The following is a 15,405-nucleotide window of genomic DNA, read 5'->3' on the forward strand; positions in this document are numbered from 1 at the left end:
TAATGAGGGCGGAGACGAGGTGATTATCGTCTCCGTTTTGTTTGGAACCAAAAGAGGTAGAACAAGACTCCTCCTGAGATGATGATGACAATAACAATAACAATAACTATGGCTAAATAATCATTCCAATTGAGATTTGCTGAAGGGACAGGTACTGTACCAGACCCCAATACTTGCAAGTCTTCTCCTGCATCTGCTTTGAGGATTGTTCGTGTACAGATGTTGGTTTCTAGCTCATTTAGCTCCCCATAAGACGCATAGACAAGATATTCTTGCCCCAATTGAAAAGGAATGCCACATGCGCCTCCAAGCCCATCGGTGACAATCAAGACTTGTTGCTGATCTCCTCCTTTCCAAGTGGACTGTACCTCGAACATAACGTCAAAACCTTCCCGAACGGGTTTATCCCAAAACGAAAGCATACCAATCCAGTCTGTACGCTCATTCACCTGTAGCACCTTCCCTGTAAAAACAGCAGCAGACAAGTTCTTTGCCGTTAGTGTGTCGGGAGGTCTGGCACAACTACAGGCTGACGCAGGGAAAGGGTGGATGAAAAAGGTAAAAAGAATCGCTATCGAGAAAAGAACTGCTATGGTACCACGATTTTTTTGAAGCATCATGACTGATCCACTCCTATTAACCATAAGACGGGTGAGAAGGGGAATTGTTCCAAAATGATGACGACGATTGTTTTGTGTATCCTGATGGGAATGATATTTTTGGCCTATCATACGATTTATGTCAAAGCAACGACAGTGAAGCTGACACTACCTGGTGTATCTCCCCTTACTTTGATTCACCTGTCTGATCTCCATGGACGAACACGCTTTTTGAATGGAGAGTTGCACAAACTGGTGAATGCTTATGATCCGGATATTGTGATAGTGACGGGGGATTTGACACAGCACAGGGGGCAGTTGACACGTGTGTTGAATGAGCTAGCGAAAATAAAGAGCGAGGATGGGATATTCTTCGTCCCTGGCAATTACGAGAGAGAAGCAGGAAGATTTCGCAAAAAGGCCTATTCCGCTGCTGGTTTCCATTCCCAAAAAGAAGCTTGGCAACAGGTAATGACAGTGTTGGAAAACGAGAGTACCGTGATCGAAAAGGACGGCAGTTGCATTTGGATATACGGCTTCGATAATTCGATTTACGGCAATGAACGGCGTCCTAGGCAAGAGATCCAGCAGGCGAACTTGACGATATTTTTGGCCCACTCTCCCAATATAGTCTCATTGATTCACAGTGAGAGTTTGAAAGCTGACCTTCTCTTGACCGGACATACTCATGGGGGTCAAGTTCGCTTATTCAATTGGACTGTTGGTGCCTACAAGCATTTTCATGTGGGGCAAAAAGAGGATCAATCCGTTGGCGTATTTGGCATCAGTCGCGGGCTTGGTACTTCAAGACTGCCAGTCCGGCTGAATTGCTTTCCAGAGATCACGGTATACGGGATCAATCGATCATGAGTGCTCGTGTTCATCAATCGTTCCCCAATTCGTCACTGTTCGTTCACACGATCCCAGATTTTGGATTGATTTCATCGAGTAAGATGGAAGTGTAGAAAAAGAAGAAAGAAGGGGTCAAAAGTGAATAAGAAGTGGGGTCTGTTGGTTTCTTCAGTTGCATTGTCTGCAATGTTGATTACAGCATGCGGCGGAGGCAAGGATCAAGCTGCTAGCACGGATGCAGCGGCTCCTGCAGCGACTACTGGCACACAAGTGAATATCGAAGGTAGTAACTGGAAATTCAATCAAGAAACCTTTGAAGTAAAAGCTGGCGAAGAGTTCACGCTCAACTTCAAGTCGACAGAAGGCTTTCACGGTATTGGTATCCAAGGGCTGGATGTAGACATGCAAAAAGATGGCAGCAAAACGATGAAAATCGATACAGCTGGTGAGTACACCATCTTTTGCAACGTGATCTGTGGACCGGATCATGGAAAAATGGTTGCAAAATTAGTCGTGAAATAATTCGATTCTCTTATTGGAATATAACAACAAACAAGCACTTTGGCCTGCATAGCGGGTCAAGGTGTTTTTTCATTTCAATGGTAGGGACATACTACATGGGTAGCCACTCACGAGTAAGGGAGGGAACCACATGTCCAAGCACAACAACAAAGACAAACGTCCAACAGAAGCATCCGCCGGCTCACGTAGCACTCCTCCGAAAACGGGAGAGAACACCGGGCATAATTTGCGGAAAGAAGATCGATCGTAACAGATAGGCTAAGCAGGAAATAGGCAGAAGTCCTCCCATGACGGAGGGCTTTTTTGCTTGTCATATACATGTTTTCGAGATTTTTGCACAAGGTAAGGAGGAAAAGTTTTCAAGTCGGTGATGCGATCCAAAAAGGAGATGAGTGACACTGGATAAGAAACACTACTACGTGACCTTACAAGCAGGAACGACAGTGGCAGAAATCCGTGATGAAAAAGGCTCTGCCACGTACGATTTTGAGATCGAAGCGACCGATGTTCAAGTAGGCATGATGCGAGACTTGTTCAATAACTGCGTCCATGGGGATTTCATGATGTGGATGCATGGGCATACACTATGGTCTGACATGCCGGATCGGGACAACGACGAATACGATGACAACCTGAGGGCCATCTACCAACTCATTTATCAGTATGGCACCGAAAAAACAAAAAGTGATCTCGAGCAAATGGGTCTTGTAAAGCTATTGGGGCTGGATAGAGAAGAGTTGCGCCCTTTTTAACGGATCAATGATAGACGTTTTCTACCAGAAGGAGTGAATCGTATGAAGATGTGGAAGCAAGGAATGATGACAACAGCGCTGGTAATGGGTCTCGCCATGCCAGGTGTTGCGTTGGCCCAAGATGTATCGGCAACTGTTGCCCAGGTGATCAAGCCGACTCACAGCCATGATGAGCATGGAGAGAAGCACATGAAGGTGCGAAACAGCTCCAATAGAGGCGTTCATCAAAAAATGTACATGCTCTTGCTAGCGGAAAAATATGCACCGGATAGCGTGGAGAAATGGCAGGCAACGTTTAAAGAACGCGATCGTTTAATGAGCGAGTTCGAGGCGCTGAGTGACGACCCGAAGTGGCAGGCGAAGCGTGAAGAACGGAAGCAACTGATTAACAAGCTGAATGAACAAGTGAAAAAGGGCGAAATAACCAACGAACAGATGGAAAAGCAGTTCAAGGAATGGAAAGACAAAAACATGGGGCCAAAAGAAGAGCGTGACGCCCGAAAAGCTCGGATCGAGCAAATGAAAAAAACACACGAAGCTTTTGACTCGGCGATCGAATCTGGCGATACAGCCAAGATTAAGGAGTCACTCCAGCAAATGCTAGAACAAATGCAAGCAAACAATTCTCGCATGGCGGAAAAGCTGGCCATGAAGAAAAAATAACGTTTCGAACAAAAAAAGGACGTGACCGACTTACTGGTACGCGTCCTTTTTCATATCGGTTACAAGCATAGCGGGGGTCCATTCATCCAGGAAGACCGCCTGTTCGGTTTGGCAGGAGGGACACCAGCCTGTATGGACGCATTGGTGGCGCGTACGATCTATGTAGCCGTTGTCCATCTTGGCATCGTCTATCTCCCGGTAAGGGCTGTAGCTCCCATAAAAGTCATACAGACGGCCTGCATCTTGCAGAGCTTGACCGCACGTTGAACAGGTTTGTTGGAGCGGTGTGAAGCCATTGCAAACTGGGCAGAGATGATTCAATGCGTAATCGCCTCCTCGTTGTTGCTTCTACTGTGCACGCCAACAAAAGCGGTTATGCAATGGAATGAAAAATCCCTGTCGCAGCCAACGGAGGCACAACAGGGACGAAACATTTTTACGATTTGAAGTTGTCCATGCTTGAAGAATGACCAGGCTGCAATTTGGCATCCGGATTAAAGTAGGAAACCGCGTTGTTTACAGCGGTAGGCGCCTCACCAAATCCGACAGCGATCAGCTTGACCTTACCAGGGTAGGTTGCGATGTCGCCTGCTGCGAAAATGCCTGGAATGTTTGATTCCATGCGGGTATCGACCACGATGGAGCCTTTTTCGAGCTCCAGCCCCCAGTTCTTGATCGGACCGAGAGAGGAGATGAAGCCGAAGTTGACAATGACTGCGTCGACTTCCAGATCGACTTCTTCTTTTGTTGTGCAATTGGCCAGCGTGAGTTTTTCGATGCGCTCCTCGCCGTGCAAAGCTGCAATTTCGTAAGGTGTCGTGACGTTTACTTTGGAGGACATGAGCATTTCTACGCTGTGTTCATGTGCGCGGAACTTGTCTCTGCGATGGATGAGGTATACTTCTTTTGCGATAGGTTCTAGCATGAGGGACCAGTCCAGAGCGGAATCACCGCCGCCAATAACAGCTACACGCTGTCCCTTGAAGGAGTTCAGATCGGTAACAAAATAGTGCAGATTGGATTTTTCATATTTGACGGCATCTGGGTGTTCCAGCCTGCGAGGTTCAAACGCTCCTACCCCAGCAGTGATGATTACGGATTTGGAGTAGTGAGTGCCTTTGTCCGTTGTGATTTCAAACACATCGTCTACTTTTTTTACGACATTTTCCACTTTCTCTTCCAGGCAAACGGTTTGCTGAAAGCGGGAAATCTGATCTTTCAGATTATTGATCAAATCTTGTGCTAAAACCTTTGGAAATCCGGCTACATCATATATGTACTTCTCCGGATAAAGAGCGGATAATTGCCCACCTAGCTGGGGCATGCTCTCAATGATTTTTACACTGGCCTGCCTCATCCCGCCGTAAAAAGCGGTAAATAACCCGGCAGGGCCGCCACCAATGATCGTAATGTCGTAGATTTGCTCGTCCTTTTGCAGAAAATTCAATCCAAAGCACCTCCGAATTAATCGTAAGCGAACTCCTCAACCATTATAACCCATACAAGTGGAAAAACAGGAGAGAAAATTCGAAAGATGATAGGCAAAAAACCCTTGCAAATCCAATCGGCAGCCGATAAGATGAGGATGACTGTAAAGAAATTGTCACATTTTTCTACGTCTGACTTTGTGCATTTTTTCACAGAGTGGTTCGGATGGCAGTACAGGGCAATAATTCCGATACTACAGGGATCATGAAATGGGGCATCTTAATAGGTACCAGACCACGTGAAAAATCGCACAATCTTCCTAAAGTTACCATGAACTATGACATCATACATGATTGGAAGGGATACTGATGGGTACACCCAAAATCCTGATTCTTGGCGCTGGATACGGTGGTTTGCTCACAACGTTGCAGCTACAGAAAAAGCTCAACTACAATGAGGCAGAAATCACCTTGGTCAACAAGCACAACTATCACTACATCACGACTTGGCTACATGAGCCGGCTGCAGGTACAGCACCAGCGGATCATGCTCGCGTGAGTCTGGATGGCATCTTAAACAAGGACAAAGTCAACTTTGTCAAAGGAACGGTGCAAGCCATTCAGCCAGAGGAGCAGACCGTCGCGCTCGAAAATGGCGAGGTGCTGTCGTATGACTATCTCGTCATCGGATTGGGTAGCGAGCCAGAAACGTTCGGAATTGAGGGACTCAAGGAGCATGCGTTTAGCATTCGCAGCATCAATGCAGTCCGCAATATTCGCGAGCACATTGAATACATGTTCTCCAAATTTAAAAATGAGCCGGATCGTATGGACTACCTCACGTTTGTTGTGGGTGGAGCTGGCTTTACAGGCATTGAGTTTTGCGGAGAGCTCGGCGATCGTCTGCCAGAGCTGTGCCGAGAATTTGATGTCGATCCTGAACTGGTGAAAGTCTACTGCATTGAGGCAGCACCAACTGCATTGCCTGGCTTTGATCCAGAGCTGATCCAATACGCAATGGATGTATTGGAGAGAAAAGGCATCGAGTTCAAAATTGGAACACCGATCAAGCAGTGCACCCCGGATGGCGTGCTGTTGGCTAACGGAGAAGAAATCAAATCGAAGACGGTGGTTTGGGCAGCAGGTGTCCGCGGCAACAGTATCGTGGAAAAAGCAGGCTTCGAAGTCATGCGTGGTCGCGTTAAGGTAGACGAATATTTGCGTGCGCCTGGTCATGAGAATGTTTTTGTGGTAGGGGATTGTGCCTTGATCTTCAACGAAGAAGGACGTCCTTACCCGCCAACTGCGCAAATCGCGGTACAGGAAGGCGAGACGTTGGGTGAGAATCTCGCTGCCTTGATTCGTGGCGATCTCCCTCAAAAATTCATCCCGCATCTGCAAGGGACACTTGCCTCTCTTGGAAAAGGTGAGGGCATCGGGCAAGTTGGTTCGAAAAAGCTGTTCGGCAGCACAGCAGCCATGATGAAAAAAGCGAGCGACCTGCGCTACTTGTACAAAATTGGTGGCGTCGGTCTCGCACTGAAGAAAGTAAAGCTGTAAAACGATGCGTCACGCGAGCATTCAAGTCCGGGGGCTCATGGTCCGCGAAGAGATGGATCGGTACAATGCCTTGATGGAAGTGGGAGCTTTTCTGGAGGAACAGGGGCGACACGATTTGGCATGGCATGTACAGCGTGAAGTAGATATTCTCATCCTGCCTGCCATCGACCGGCTCAAGGAAAAGGGCCGCGAGAGGGATCGGGAAAATCTGCGATACATGATCGATAATGGGCTCCTTGATGACGAGGATGATTGATAGGTACCCCCGGCGAAGAAGAGCCGGGGGTTTCGTTTAGCTAGGACGTGGAAGGAGCGAGCTGGATGCGGGAAGGGAAGGTTTGGCTAGGCGCCTGCGGGATTGTTATTCGCGGGCAAGAAGCACTGGTTGTCAAAAAAACGTACAGCGGATTAAAAGGACAATGGTCATTTCCTGCGGGATTCGTGCAGGAGGGCGAGACTGTAGATGAAGCAGCAGTGCGTGAGGTGCTGGAAGAAACGGGTGTCGAGGCAGTCGTACGACAAGTAGCGGGAATCCGTTCTGGCGTCATTCGGGAGTCCATTAGCGACAATATGGTCGTTTTTTGGATGGATTACATAGGAGGAGAACCGCGCCCGCAGGAAGGTGAGATCGCGGAGGCGAGATTTATGCCGATACAGGACCTGCTTCAAGACCCGCTGTCATCGACTTATTTGAAAATCATATTGCCGGACTATATCAAACGTGAGCAAGGAATGACAGGTCAATCATTTGATATCGATCCCATTTTTCAATACACATCCTATAAAATCTTTAAGTAATACTGCGAATAAGCTAGATAAACTGCAATGTTTCCGCTTACATTGCGGTTTTTTTATGGTTTTTTCGCAATGAACTGTATTGTGAACCAAGGGGAAATTCTGATATAGTTAGATACATCAAAATAATCTGAAAATACATGCAATTAATTCTCACGCATGTATGCCGAAAGGGGAGCTCAACATGAGACAAAAACAAGAACAGTGCCCGTACTGCCACGGCCAAGGGTATTTCCAACTGCTCCTGGGGGGCTCGGAGAATTGTCCTAACTGTGACGGAGCTGGTACACAGGAAGCTCAGAAGGAAGCTGTTTCTTTTCATCAATAGTGATTAAGGAACCTCGCATAGAAACCGTCGAAGCGAATGCATCGGCGGTTTTTTCTGTCAGGCCATACACATACGATAGGGTTCTCTTATTGACCGATCCCTCGCCTTTTTGCTACACTTAATACCGAAAATAGCCCGTCTTTCCTGTATTTGCCGAAAAAGTGGCAAAAGGTGGAGAAGGTGGCAGGAGGTCTTTTTCGTCGATGAACTTGATGCAATTTATGGTATCCATTGTTCTGTTCTCCGTGCTAGGGTTTGGCATTGGGTTTATTTTAAACATGATTTTGAAAACAACATGGTTTCCAGTTGTGATCGGCGTGGGTGTAGTTGTAGGTGCGCTTGTCTATCAACAAATCGTTCCGGGAATATGGGATTCGCTCATTCTGGGTTGCGGCATGGCAGGTACAGTGGCGAGTGGCTGGACCATTCAAACGCTTCGCAAAAAAGGATATCGGATGTTTTAATCAAGTACAAGCAGGCCTTTGTTTCGGGCCTGTTTTTCTTTTGGTATTTTATTGGAAAAACATATAACTGACTGAATATTTCTGTAATCACCCAAAATTTGTGTATACTTTCCTCCTCGTCGGGACATGACTAGAAACGAGAGGAGGTTTACCAAGAAATGAATGGAAAGCAGTTCGTAAGTATCGTCGCGCTGTTCATCCTGGTCTTGACGGCCTTCGTAAGCGATGGATACAGCTATAATGTTGTGGGAGACCACGGAGTCTCATCCACTTTTGGAATCAAGGAAATGAAAGAGGGGCAACATGTCGTCAAAAAACGGACGGTATCAGCCAGTTCTCTTACTCAAGTGATTGATAAAGCGGATGTATTTCACGATCAATATCCAAAAGTACGTGTAGTTGCGACCGGCTACTATGCTGGATACGAGTCGACGGGCAAAAATCCATCTCACCCGTCCTATGGCATTACATATTCAGGTGTAAAAGTTCGTAGAGACGACTATTCCACGATTGCAGCTGATCTGCGCGTTTTCCCGCTGGGGACCATTTTGTACATCCCCGGTTATGGATATGGCGTTGTAGCTGACAAGGGGGGAGCGATTCGCGGCCATAAGATTGACCTGTATTTCGAGACCAAGCAGGACGTATTCTCGCAATGGGGGAAAAAATCGGTGGACGTGTATATCGTAAAAAAAGGCGAAGGCAAAGTAACGGAAGCTTTTCTGAATAGCTTGAATGAAAAAGGAATCGCAGCCATGGCGGAACCCGTCAGCGGCCAACAACAAACTGAATAGCAACTAACGAAAACAAATGAATGCCGCATCGGTGGCATGAAAGAAAAAAAGAAAAAACGTTCAAGGCACAGGCTTTGAACGTTTTTTGTGTCATTCTGTATGAATCAAATCAACCAGCTTCTCCAGTCCTTCCAAAATGCGAGGAGAAGGGCGGCAATAAAGGCCCTCTTCCAACAAGTGGACCTGATTGTTTCGAATCGCAGTCATGTTCATCCACTCTGGGCGGTTTGTGATCATGTCAGGCTTGATTCGCTTCAGTTCAATTCCGCACCAGACGACACAAATATGATCGGGATCGCGTTCCATGACCATTTCTCGGGTAGCCTTGACGTTCGCGACAGGATAATCTGCAAAAATATTAGTGGCACCCGCAATCTCACTTACATCAGTCAGCCAGTTTTCCTGACCAGGTGTGTAGATGGGATTCGGCCACCATTCCCAGTACAGCTTCGGGCGTTGAGCGTACTTCGCGGCCTTTTGTCGGATGCTTTCAATGGTTTCGTCAAATTGAACCGCAAGCTGCTCGGCTTGCCTCTGTGTTCCTGATGCCTCACCGACGAGTCGGATATCCTGAGCGATTTCTGCGATCCGGGAAGGGTTCAGGACGATATGTGGAATGTCTCTATCGCACAGAGCCTCTATATTTTTCTCCATGCCAGGAACAGAGAGTGACGCTACGACCAGATCCGGTTGGAGGGCAGCGACCAGGTCCATATCAATTGTCAAATCGGGTCCAACCCGGGGGAGATGCTGCCACTCCGGTGGCCAGTCAGAGTGATCATCCAATCCGACGACATGCTCATGCAGGCCTAAATAATACAGGATTTCGGTATTGCTGGGACAGATGGAAACAATGCGCATGGGAGCCCTCCTTTAAAAAAACGGATGGAGCAATAACGCAATCATGACGCCTAACCAACCGCCGATCAAAACCTCGATCGGTTGATGACCGAGTAGTTCTTTCAGTTTTTTTGCTTTTTCCTGGCTAGGGCGTACTTTTAACGATTTCATTCCTTCTAACAGGTGGTTGAATTCATCGACCAGCTTATTTAAGACAACGGCTTGCATACCGGCATGGCGGCGGACACCTGCGGCATCAAACATCACGATTACGCCGAGAATAGCGGAAATAGCGAACATGTTGCTGCCGAAGCCTTCACGCAGTCCCACGGCTGTGGATAGTGCCGTCACCGCAGAAGAGTGGGAGCTGGGCATACCGCCTGTACTCATGAGTAGTGACCATTGCCACGTTTTCGTTGCAAAAAAATGGAGGGGAATTTTGATAAATTGGGCGATCCCTATGGCTAGCAGTGCTGCCCATAAGGGGAAGTTTTCAAAAAAATCCGCCACGGAAAATCCATTCCTTTCTACTGTGCGCTTATCTCTAGGATTATTGTAACAGAAGGGCGTTGTCTTAATCCGTGAAGTTTTTGTTTGGATGTAAAGTCATTGCCAATCTGTGTTACCATGAAGACGGAAGGTTCGAAACGGAGGCATGCATCCATGGGGTATCCCGAGCAGTATTTGCAGTTCATTGAAAAATTCAATGATGGAGAATACTACGAATGCCACGATCTGTTGGAAGACATCTGGATGGAAGATAAGTCAGACAAGTTTCTGCAAGGATTGCTGCAATTGTCAGTCGGACTGTATCACCAAGAGTACGGCAATATAAAAGGTGCTCGCTGGATGTTAGGCAATGCACGAAAGTATTTGACCCGTTACCAGCCAGTTCATTGGGGACTGGACGTAACAAGAGTTCTTCGTTACATAGATGAATGCGAGAAATTGTTGCCGGAAAAGGATGTCATTTCTTACACAGAGGCAAAAGCCATGACGTTTCCACCCTTGCGCTTATATGTCGACACATCATGTTAAACAAATGTGCCCATATAGTATCCTACCACACAGAAAGAGGGAAGAGTATATGAAAGTAGCAGTAGAAAAACGCATACAGCTTGTGAATATTGCGTGTGATGAACTGATTGTTCCGCTGTGGAAGGGTGAGGAGATTTCGCAAGTATACCCGGAATTGGACGAAGCTTTTGGAGGCAGTCTGAGTGGTTTGCAGCAGGACAAGGAAGTTACGGGTGAGGCAAAGGAAATTACGGTTGTTCACGGAATGAGCAACGTAGCTGCGAAAAAACTGTTGATCGTCGGGATGGGTGAACCAGGGAAATTTGATTTCGTCGCAGCCCGAAATGCATGGGGACGTGCAGCCAAAACGGCTGTGGGAAAAGGCAAAGGCAAAACAGTAGTTATTGATTTGCCAACAACAGAGCATCTGAGTGCTGATCGTCTGGCGCAGGCAGTGACAGAAGCCTTTGGACTTGCCGAATACAATTACGAGGGCTATCGTCAAAAGGCAAAGCGTGAGTCTGACCCAATTGCGACGGTGCAAATTTTGTCAGCAGATGCCGATGCTTCATTGGTACAGGCAGGAGTTGCACGTGGTTCGGCACTCGTATCTGGGACGAATCTGGCGCGCACGCTCGTCAATGAACCAGCTAACTACTTGACTCCACGCGCTTTGAAGGATGCGATGGTCGAGGTAGCAGAGCGCTATGGCATGACTGTGGAAGTAATGGAAAAAGCGAAGCTGGAAGAGCTGGGGATGGGCGGAGTGCTTTCTGTAGCACAAGGCAGCGAGCTTGAGCCTTACGTCGTGGCAGTCAAATATCAAGGAAGAGACACGTGGGACGATGTCATTGGCCTGATCGGTAAAGGCGTGACATTTGATACAGGTGGAATCTCCATCAAGCCAGTAGCAGGCATGGAAGACATGAAGTCGGACATGGGTGGAGCGGCTTCGATGATCGGCGCATTGGAGGCACTGGGACAGATTAAACCAAAAGTAAACGTACTGGCTGTCGTCGGTACCGTGGAAAATATGCCATCCGGAACGGCATTCCGTCCAGGGGATGTCATCACGACCATGAGCGGCAAAACGGTAGAGATCATTACGACAGACGCAGAAGGTCGCCTCGTACTGGCTGATTGCATCACCTATGCAAAAGAGCAAGGTGTGTCTTGCTTGGTAGATGCCGCTACCTTGACAGGTGGTATCGTGGTTGCGCTCGGTCATTTCTGCTCTGGCGCCATGACTAATGATAAAGTACTGTTGGATGAACTGATGAAAGCAGCAGATGTGGCAGGTGAGCGTTTGTGGCAGCTCCCTACCTTCGATGAGTACCGTAGCCTGAACAAGAGCCGTTTTGCCGATTTGAAAAACTCGGGTGGACGTTATGGCCACGGTATCATCGGTGGTGTTTTCCTGCAAGAATTCGTTGGCGACACACCGTGGGTACATCTGGACATCGCGGGTACGGCGTACACAGCAAGTGCTGGCGACATGCAACCAGCTGGCGGTACCGGAGCGATGACGCGGACCATCGTTGAATTCGTTTCCAGTCGTAGTAAATAAGAGGTAGTTCAACTTCCAATTTCAAAATAAAAAGGAGTGTTTTCACATGGCTCAAAATCCAAGCAACGAAGCACGTCGTCAACTGCTGGAGGATGCAAAAACGATCGCAGTAGTGGGGCTGTCCAACAAGCCGGACCGTACCAGCTATATGGTATCGCAAGCCATGCAGAACGCGGGCTACACGATCATCCCGGTCAATCCTGTCATCGCGGGTGAAACGGTTTTGGGTGAAAAAGTATTGGGGAGCCTGACTGAGATTGATCAGCCAGTCGACATCGTCAACGTGTTTCGCCGCAGCGAAGACATGATGCCTGTTGCAGAGGAAGCATTGAAAATGCAGAACAAGCCAAAAGTGTTCTGGATGCAACAAGGCATTGCCAACGAAGACGCGGCTAAATTGGTTGCAGATCAAGGCATCGAGGTTGTGCAGGACATGTGCATCAAGGTAGATCACGCCCTTTTGCGGGTTGGAAAATAAGAGACTGACAATCGAGGAGTGGAAACAACATGTTTATCAACCCAGCGGCAGATACCAAGCGCGATCGGATTCCACCGAATCAAAAACAGACGACAGGCTTTCCTGTCCTGCACTATGGAGAGGTTCCGGAATATACAGATCTGTCTACGGAGTGGAGTTTTCGCCTTTTCGGTCTCGTCGAAGAAGAAGTCACGCTGGCCTACGAACAAATGATGGCTCTGCCAAAAGGCGGCACGACCAACGATATTCACTGCGTGACAGGCTGGAGCAAGCTGGACAATGAATGGGAAGGCATTCCCGTGGAGGAAGTTCTGAAGCTGGTGAAGGTGAAGCCGGAAGCGAAATACGTCATGCTGCACGCTGAGCACGGATGGACTGTGAACATTCCGTTGGTCGACTTCATGACAAATGGCAATCTGTTCGCCACGAAACATAACGGTGAAGACTTGACGCCTGAGCACGGCTGGCCGCTGCGCTTTGTCATCCCGCATCTCTACTTCTGGAAAAGCGCCAAGTGGGTGCGTGGGATTGAGTTTATGGAGAAAGACAAGCAAGGGTTTTGGGAGAAGAACGGGTATAATATGTATGGAGATCCTTGGAAAGAGCAGAGGTTTGCTTGGGATTGATTTGAGAAAAGAGGCGGTGATGATCCGCCTCTTTTTTGTTTTAAAGGATTTAATTTCACAAGCTACTCGTCGTCCTGGTCTATCTACGGCTTCACCATATGTATCAACTACAATTCTGGAGAATATAGTTTGCATAATTACTTTCTTGTACTCAAGCTCAAGATGTAGCCAGTTTTCCTTTATGCTCTTTGCAAATGTCATGACATCTTGTTTTGAAAGTTTAGGTATCGTTCTTTCCATAGATGATTCTGACATGAGTTGTGCCCTGATAGTCTCTTCATGTTCATTTCATCATGCATGCGGAGTTTGAGGTCATCTAGGCTAATTACATCATTAGCAAATGCCATCTGCCATTTCTTTTTCCGCTTTTGTATTTCACTTAATTGACGCTCTAATTGAACGTAATCAGGAACAGTAAAGGTAACATGATTATCGTTGACTACTTCAATTTCTTTTTGCCAAGAACCAACTATTACAGGCTCTCCAGCAAGCTATTGAATTGATCATAGCTCCATTTTAAAAGCGACAGCCCTCCTTCGGCTAAAACGAGGGAGGGTTTTTCTATTTTCTGGGACAATTGTGTGAAGCGTAAGGTAAGAGTTGCAAAATTACACATACTTACAGAAGTTTACACTCCCAGCGTTTTCAGCGAGCGAAAAATTAATCTGTAAAATAGAAATAGAAACTCAATAAAGGGGGCAGCAGCAGGAGTTTATACAACATACAGCCCAGACCTGAAAGCGAGGGATGTAGTTCATTACAAAGCTGATTTAATGAGAGGAGGAAGGAATTTTAAGAACTTTGCAAGCGTTGCTTAATTGTAATGTTTAAAAGAATCAGATGAGAAACATCAAAATAAATACAAATTATCAATAAAATAGAAACGTCTGACATATTCAGATGGTTTAAGTAAACCGAACAATGTTAAATCATAACTAAAAGGGGATAATTATGAAAAAAATCAAAAGATTATCAGTAAGTCTTCTAGTTTCCGCATTGCTATTGATGCCCGTAGGACAAGCGTTTGCATGTGAAGACCACGAAAAGATTGAGTTAGTAAGTGCTGGTAGTTATCACTCACTTGCTCTTAAATCAGATGGAACAGTATGGGCTTGGGGGCATAATTTATTCGGACAATTAGGGGATGGCTCCACTTACGAGAGTACAGTCCCAAAACAAGTTTCTGGACTAGATAATGTATTAAAAATTGATGCGGGTTCTGGATCACATTCACTGGCATTAAAGAAAGATGGAACGGTGTGGGCTTGGGGGGCTAATGGACAGTGGCAAGTTGGTAGTGCAAACGGAAGCACCATAACTGCACCTGCTCAAATTGAAGGACTTAATGAAGTAAAAGATATCACAGCGGGATCTGAATTTAACTTGGTTTTGAAAGAGAACGGAACGGTATGGGCTTGGGGAAAAAATGAACTAGGGCTAGGCGACAAAGCTTTAACTAAAGCTTCCAAGATTCCTGTTGAGGTTGCAAATCTTGAAGATGTGAAAAAAATCAAAGCAGGGAGTTTCCATTCACTTGCTTTAAAAAATGATGGAACTGTATGGGCATGGGGAGACAATCAATATGGCCAATCCGGTCTGGGGAAAAATACTTATAATTCAAAGGTACCTGTGCAAATCGAAGGAATGACGGATATTATTGATATTTCAACAGGTTACAATTATTCCTTGGCCTTGAAAAGTGATGGGACAGTATGGGCTTGGGGAGAGAATTCATATGAACAATTAGGTATTAATAATAAGACCACCCAATATACTCCAGTACAAGTTATGAATCTTGAAAATGTAACAGAAGTTGAAGCTGGTAGATATTATTCTTTTGCCAAAAAAGAGGATGGAACAGTATGGGCGTGGGGCAGCAATGGGCATGGAGGATTTGGTAATGGAGAGATAACTAATTACTCCTTACCGGTTGAAATTACTAATTTAAAGGGTTATAAAACTTTATCGTCTGGAAATGTTCATTCTTTGGGGGTAAGTGCGGAAGGAGCTGCTTTCGGATGGGGAGGCAATCCTTGGGGACAAATTGGAGATGGAACCAAAAATAACAAACATCAACCAATTCAAGTTTTGGGACAATAAATCTATTCAATGACTACTTAA

20 protein-coding genes are annotated in these 15,405 nt (G+C 46.5%); 15 read left to right on the top strand and 5 right to left on the bottom strand.

The genetic code is table 11. The features are described 5' to 3' along the window. Positions 1–23: 23 nt before the first annotated feature. Entirely contained in the window at positions 24–449 is a 426-nt protein-coding gene (locus tag POF51_RS17675; RefSeq protein ID WP_271755802.1) for a hypothetical protein, read from the bottom strand. Between the two features lie 225 nt (positions 450–674). On the opposite strand from POF51_RS17675, the gene POF51_RS17680 reads away from it, so the two are divergent. The 4 genes from POF51_RS17680 to POF51_RS17695 all read left to right on the top strand — a co-directional run bounded on the left by POF51_RS17680 (position 675) and on the right by POF51_RS17695 (position 3,388). Beyond that, positions 675–1,469, top strand: a complete 795-nt coding sequence (locus POF51_RS17680; protein WP_069848662.1) for a metallophosphoesterase — start codon at positions 675–677, stop codon at positions 1,467–1,469. Positions 1,470–1,589: 120 nt separating this feature from the next. Then, a complete protein-coding gene (locus POF51_RS17685) occupies positions 1,590–1,973 on the top strand; it encodes a cupredoxin domain-containing protein (protein ID WP_271755803.1) in 384 nt (127 codons plus the stop codon). 392 nt (positions 1,974–2,365) lie between these two features. Then, positions 2,366–2,725 (top strand): hypothetical protein, encoded by a 360-nt coding sequence (locus tag POF51_RS17690; protein ID WP_007716752.1) that lies wholly within the window; start codon positions 2,366–2,368, stop codon positions 2,723–2,725. 42 nt (positions 2,726–2,767) lie between these two features. Then, positions 2,768–3,388 carry a hypothetical protein gene (locus POF51_RS17695; protein WP_017251339.1) on the top strand — a complete coding sequence of 207 codons (621 nt, stop codon included), beginning with the start codon at positions 2,768–2,770 and terminating at the stop codon, positions 3,386–3,388. Between the two features lie 30 nt (positions 3,389–3,418). Here POF51_RS17695 and POF51_RS17700 read toward each other — a convergent pair whose 3' ends face one another. Both POF51_RS17700 and POF51_RS17705 read right to left on the bottom strand, forming a co-directional pair. Next, on the bottom strand, positions 3,419–3,709 hold the full coding sequence (locus tag POF51_RS17700; protein ID WP_069848659.1) for a hypothetical protein: 291 nt from the start codon (positions 3,707–3,709) through the stop codon (positions 3,419–3,421). Positions 3,710–3,824: 115 nt separating this feature from the next. Beyond that, positions 3,825–4,835, bottom strand: a complete 1,011-nt coding sequence (locus POF51_RS17705; RefSeq protein WP_017251337.1) for an NAD(P)/FAD-dependent oxidoreductase — start codon at positions 4,833–4,835, stop codon at positions 3,825–3,827. A 349-nt stretch (positions 4,836–5,184) separates the two neighbouring features. Between POF51_RS17705 and POF51_RS17710 the strand changes: the two genes are divergently transcribed. From POF51_RS17710 to POF51_RS17735, 6 genes are all read left to right on the top strand, one after another. Beyond that, complete coding sequence (locus tag POF51_RS17710; protein ID WP_069848657.1) at positions 5,185–6,375, top strand: NAD(P)/FAD-dependent oxidoreductase; 1,191 nt, start codon at positions 5,185–5,187, stop codon at positions 6,373–6,375. A gap of 4 nt (positions 6,376–6,379) precedes the next feature. Beyond that, positions 6,380–6,631, top strand: a complete 252-nt coding sequence (locus POF51_RS17715) for a hypothetical protein (RefSeq protein WP_017251334.1) — start codon at positions 6,380–6,382, stop codon at positions 6,629–6,631. A 65-nt stretch (positions 6,632–6,696) separates the two neighbouring features. Next, positions 6,697–7,173 (top strand): NUDIX domain-containing protein, encoded by a 477-nt coding sequence (locus tag POF51_RS17720; protein ID WP_069848654.1) that lies wholly within the window; start codon positions 6,697–6,699, stop codon positions 7,171–7,173. A gap of 181 nt (positions 7,174–7,354) precedes the next feature. Further along, positions 7,355–7,498 carry a YuiA family protein gene (locus POF51_RS17725; RefSeq protein WP_238144523.1) on the top strand — a complete coding sequence of 48 codons (144 nt, stop codon included), beginning with the start codon at positions 7,355–7,357 and terminating at the stop codon, positions 7,496–7,498. 203 nt (positions 7,499–7,701) lie between these two features. After that, positions 7,702–7,962, top strand: a complete 261-nt coding sequence (locus POF51_RS17730) for a YuiB family protein (RefSeq protein WP_017251331.1) — start codon at positions 7,702–7,704, stop codon at positions 7,960–7,962. A 158-nt stretch (positions 7,963–8,120) separates the two neighbouring features. Next, positions 8,121–8,756: a 3D domain-containing protein gene (locus tag POF51_RS17735; RefSeq protein ID WP_069848653.1), complete on the top strand. Its 636-nt coding sequence runs from the start codon at positions 8,121–8,123 to the stop codon at positions 8,754–8,756. A gap of 90 nt (positions 8,757–8,846) precedes the next feature. Here the strand turns inward: POF51_RS17735 and POF51_RS17740 are convergent, their stop codons facing one another. Continuing rightward, the gene (locus POF51_RS17740) at positions 8,847–9,617 is read right to left on the bottom strand and encodes a cobalamin-binding protein (protein WP_069848650.1); all 771 of its coding nucleotides are present in this window, start codon (positions 9,615–9,617) and stop codon (positions 8,847–8,849) included. Positions 9,618–9,629: 12 nt separating this feature from the next. Beyond that, positions 9,630–10,106 carry a divergent PAP2 family protein gene (locus POF51_RS17745; RefSeq protein ID WP_015892987.1) on the bottom strand — a complete coding sequence of 159 codons (477 nt, stop codon included), beginning with the start codon at positions 10,104–10,106 and terminating at the stop codon, positions 9,630–9,632. Positions 10,107–10,259: 153 nt separating this feature from the next. Between POF51_RS17745 and POF51_RS17750 the strand changes: the two genes are divergently transcribed. From POF51_RS17750 to POF51_RS17770, 5 genes are all read left to right on the top strand, one after another. Further along, a complete protein-coding gene (locus POF51_RS17750) occupies positions 10,260–10,634 on the top strand; it encodes a DUF309 domain-containing protein (RefSeq protein ID WP_017251328.1) in 375 nt (124 codons plus the stop codon). 49 nt (positions 10,635–10,683) lie between these two features. Further along, complete coding sequence (locus tag POF51_RS17755; protein ID WP_069848647.1) at positions 10,684–12,180, top strand: leucyl aminopeptidase; 1,497 nt, start codon at positions 10,684–10,686, stop codon at positions 12,178–12,180. Positions 12,181–12,226: 46 nt separating this feature from the next. Beyond that, positions 12,227–12,658 carry a CoA-binding protein gene (locus POF51_RS17760; RefSeq protein WP_017251326.1) on the top strand — a complete coding sequence of 144 codons (432 nt, stop codon included), beginning with the start codon at positions 12,227–12,229 and terminating at the stop codon, positions 12,656–12,658. Positions 12,659–12,687: 29 nt separating this feature from the next. Then, positions 12,688–13,284 (top strand): sulfite oxidase-like oxidoreductase, encoded by a 597-nt coding sequence (locus POF51_RS17765; protein WP_069848645.1) that lies wholly within the window; start codon positions 12,688–12,690, stop codon positions 13,282–13,284. Between the two features lie 951 nt (positions 13,285–14,235). Continuing rightward, the gene (locus tag POF51_RS17770; RefSeq protein ID WP_069848643.1) at positions 14,236–15,384 is read left to right on the top strand and encodes an RCC1 domain-containing protein; all 1,149 of its coding nucleotides are present in this window, start codon (positions 14,236–14,238) and stop codon (positions 15,382–15,384) included. Positions 15,385–15,405 lie beyond the last annotated feature (21 nt).

The organism is Brevibacillus sp. AG, from assembly GCF_028369215.1.
GTDB classification, from domain to species: Bacteria; Bacillota; Bacilli; order Brevibacillales; family Brevibacillaceae; genus Brevibacillus; species Brevibacillus porteri.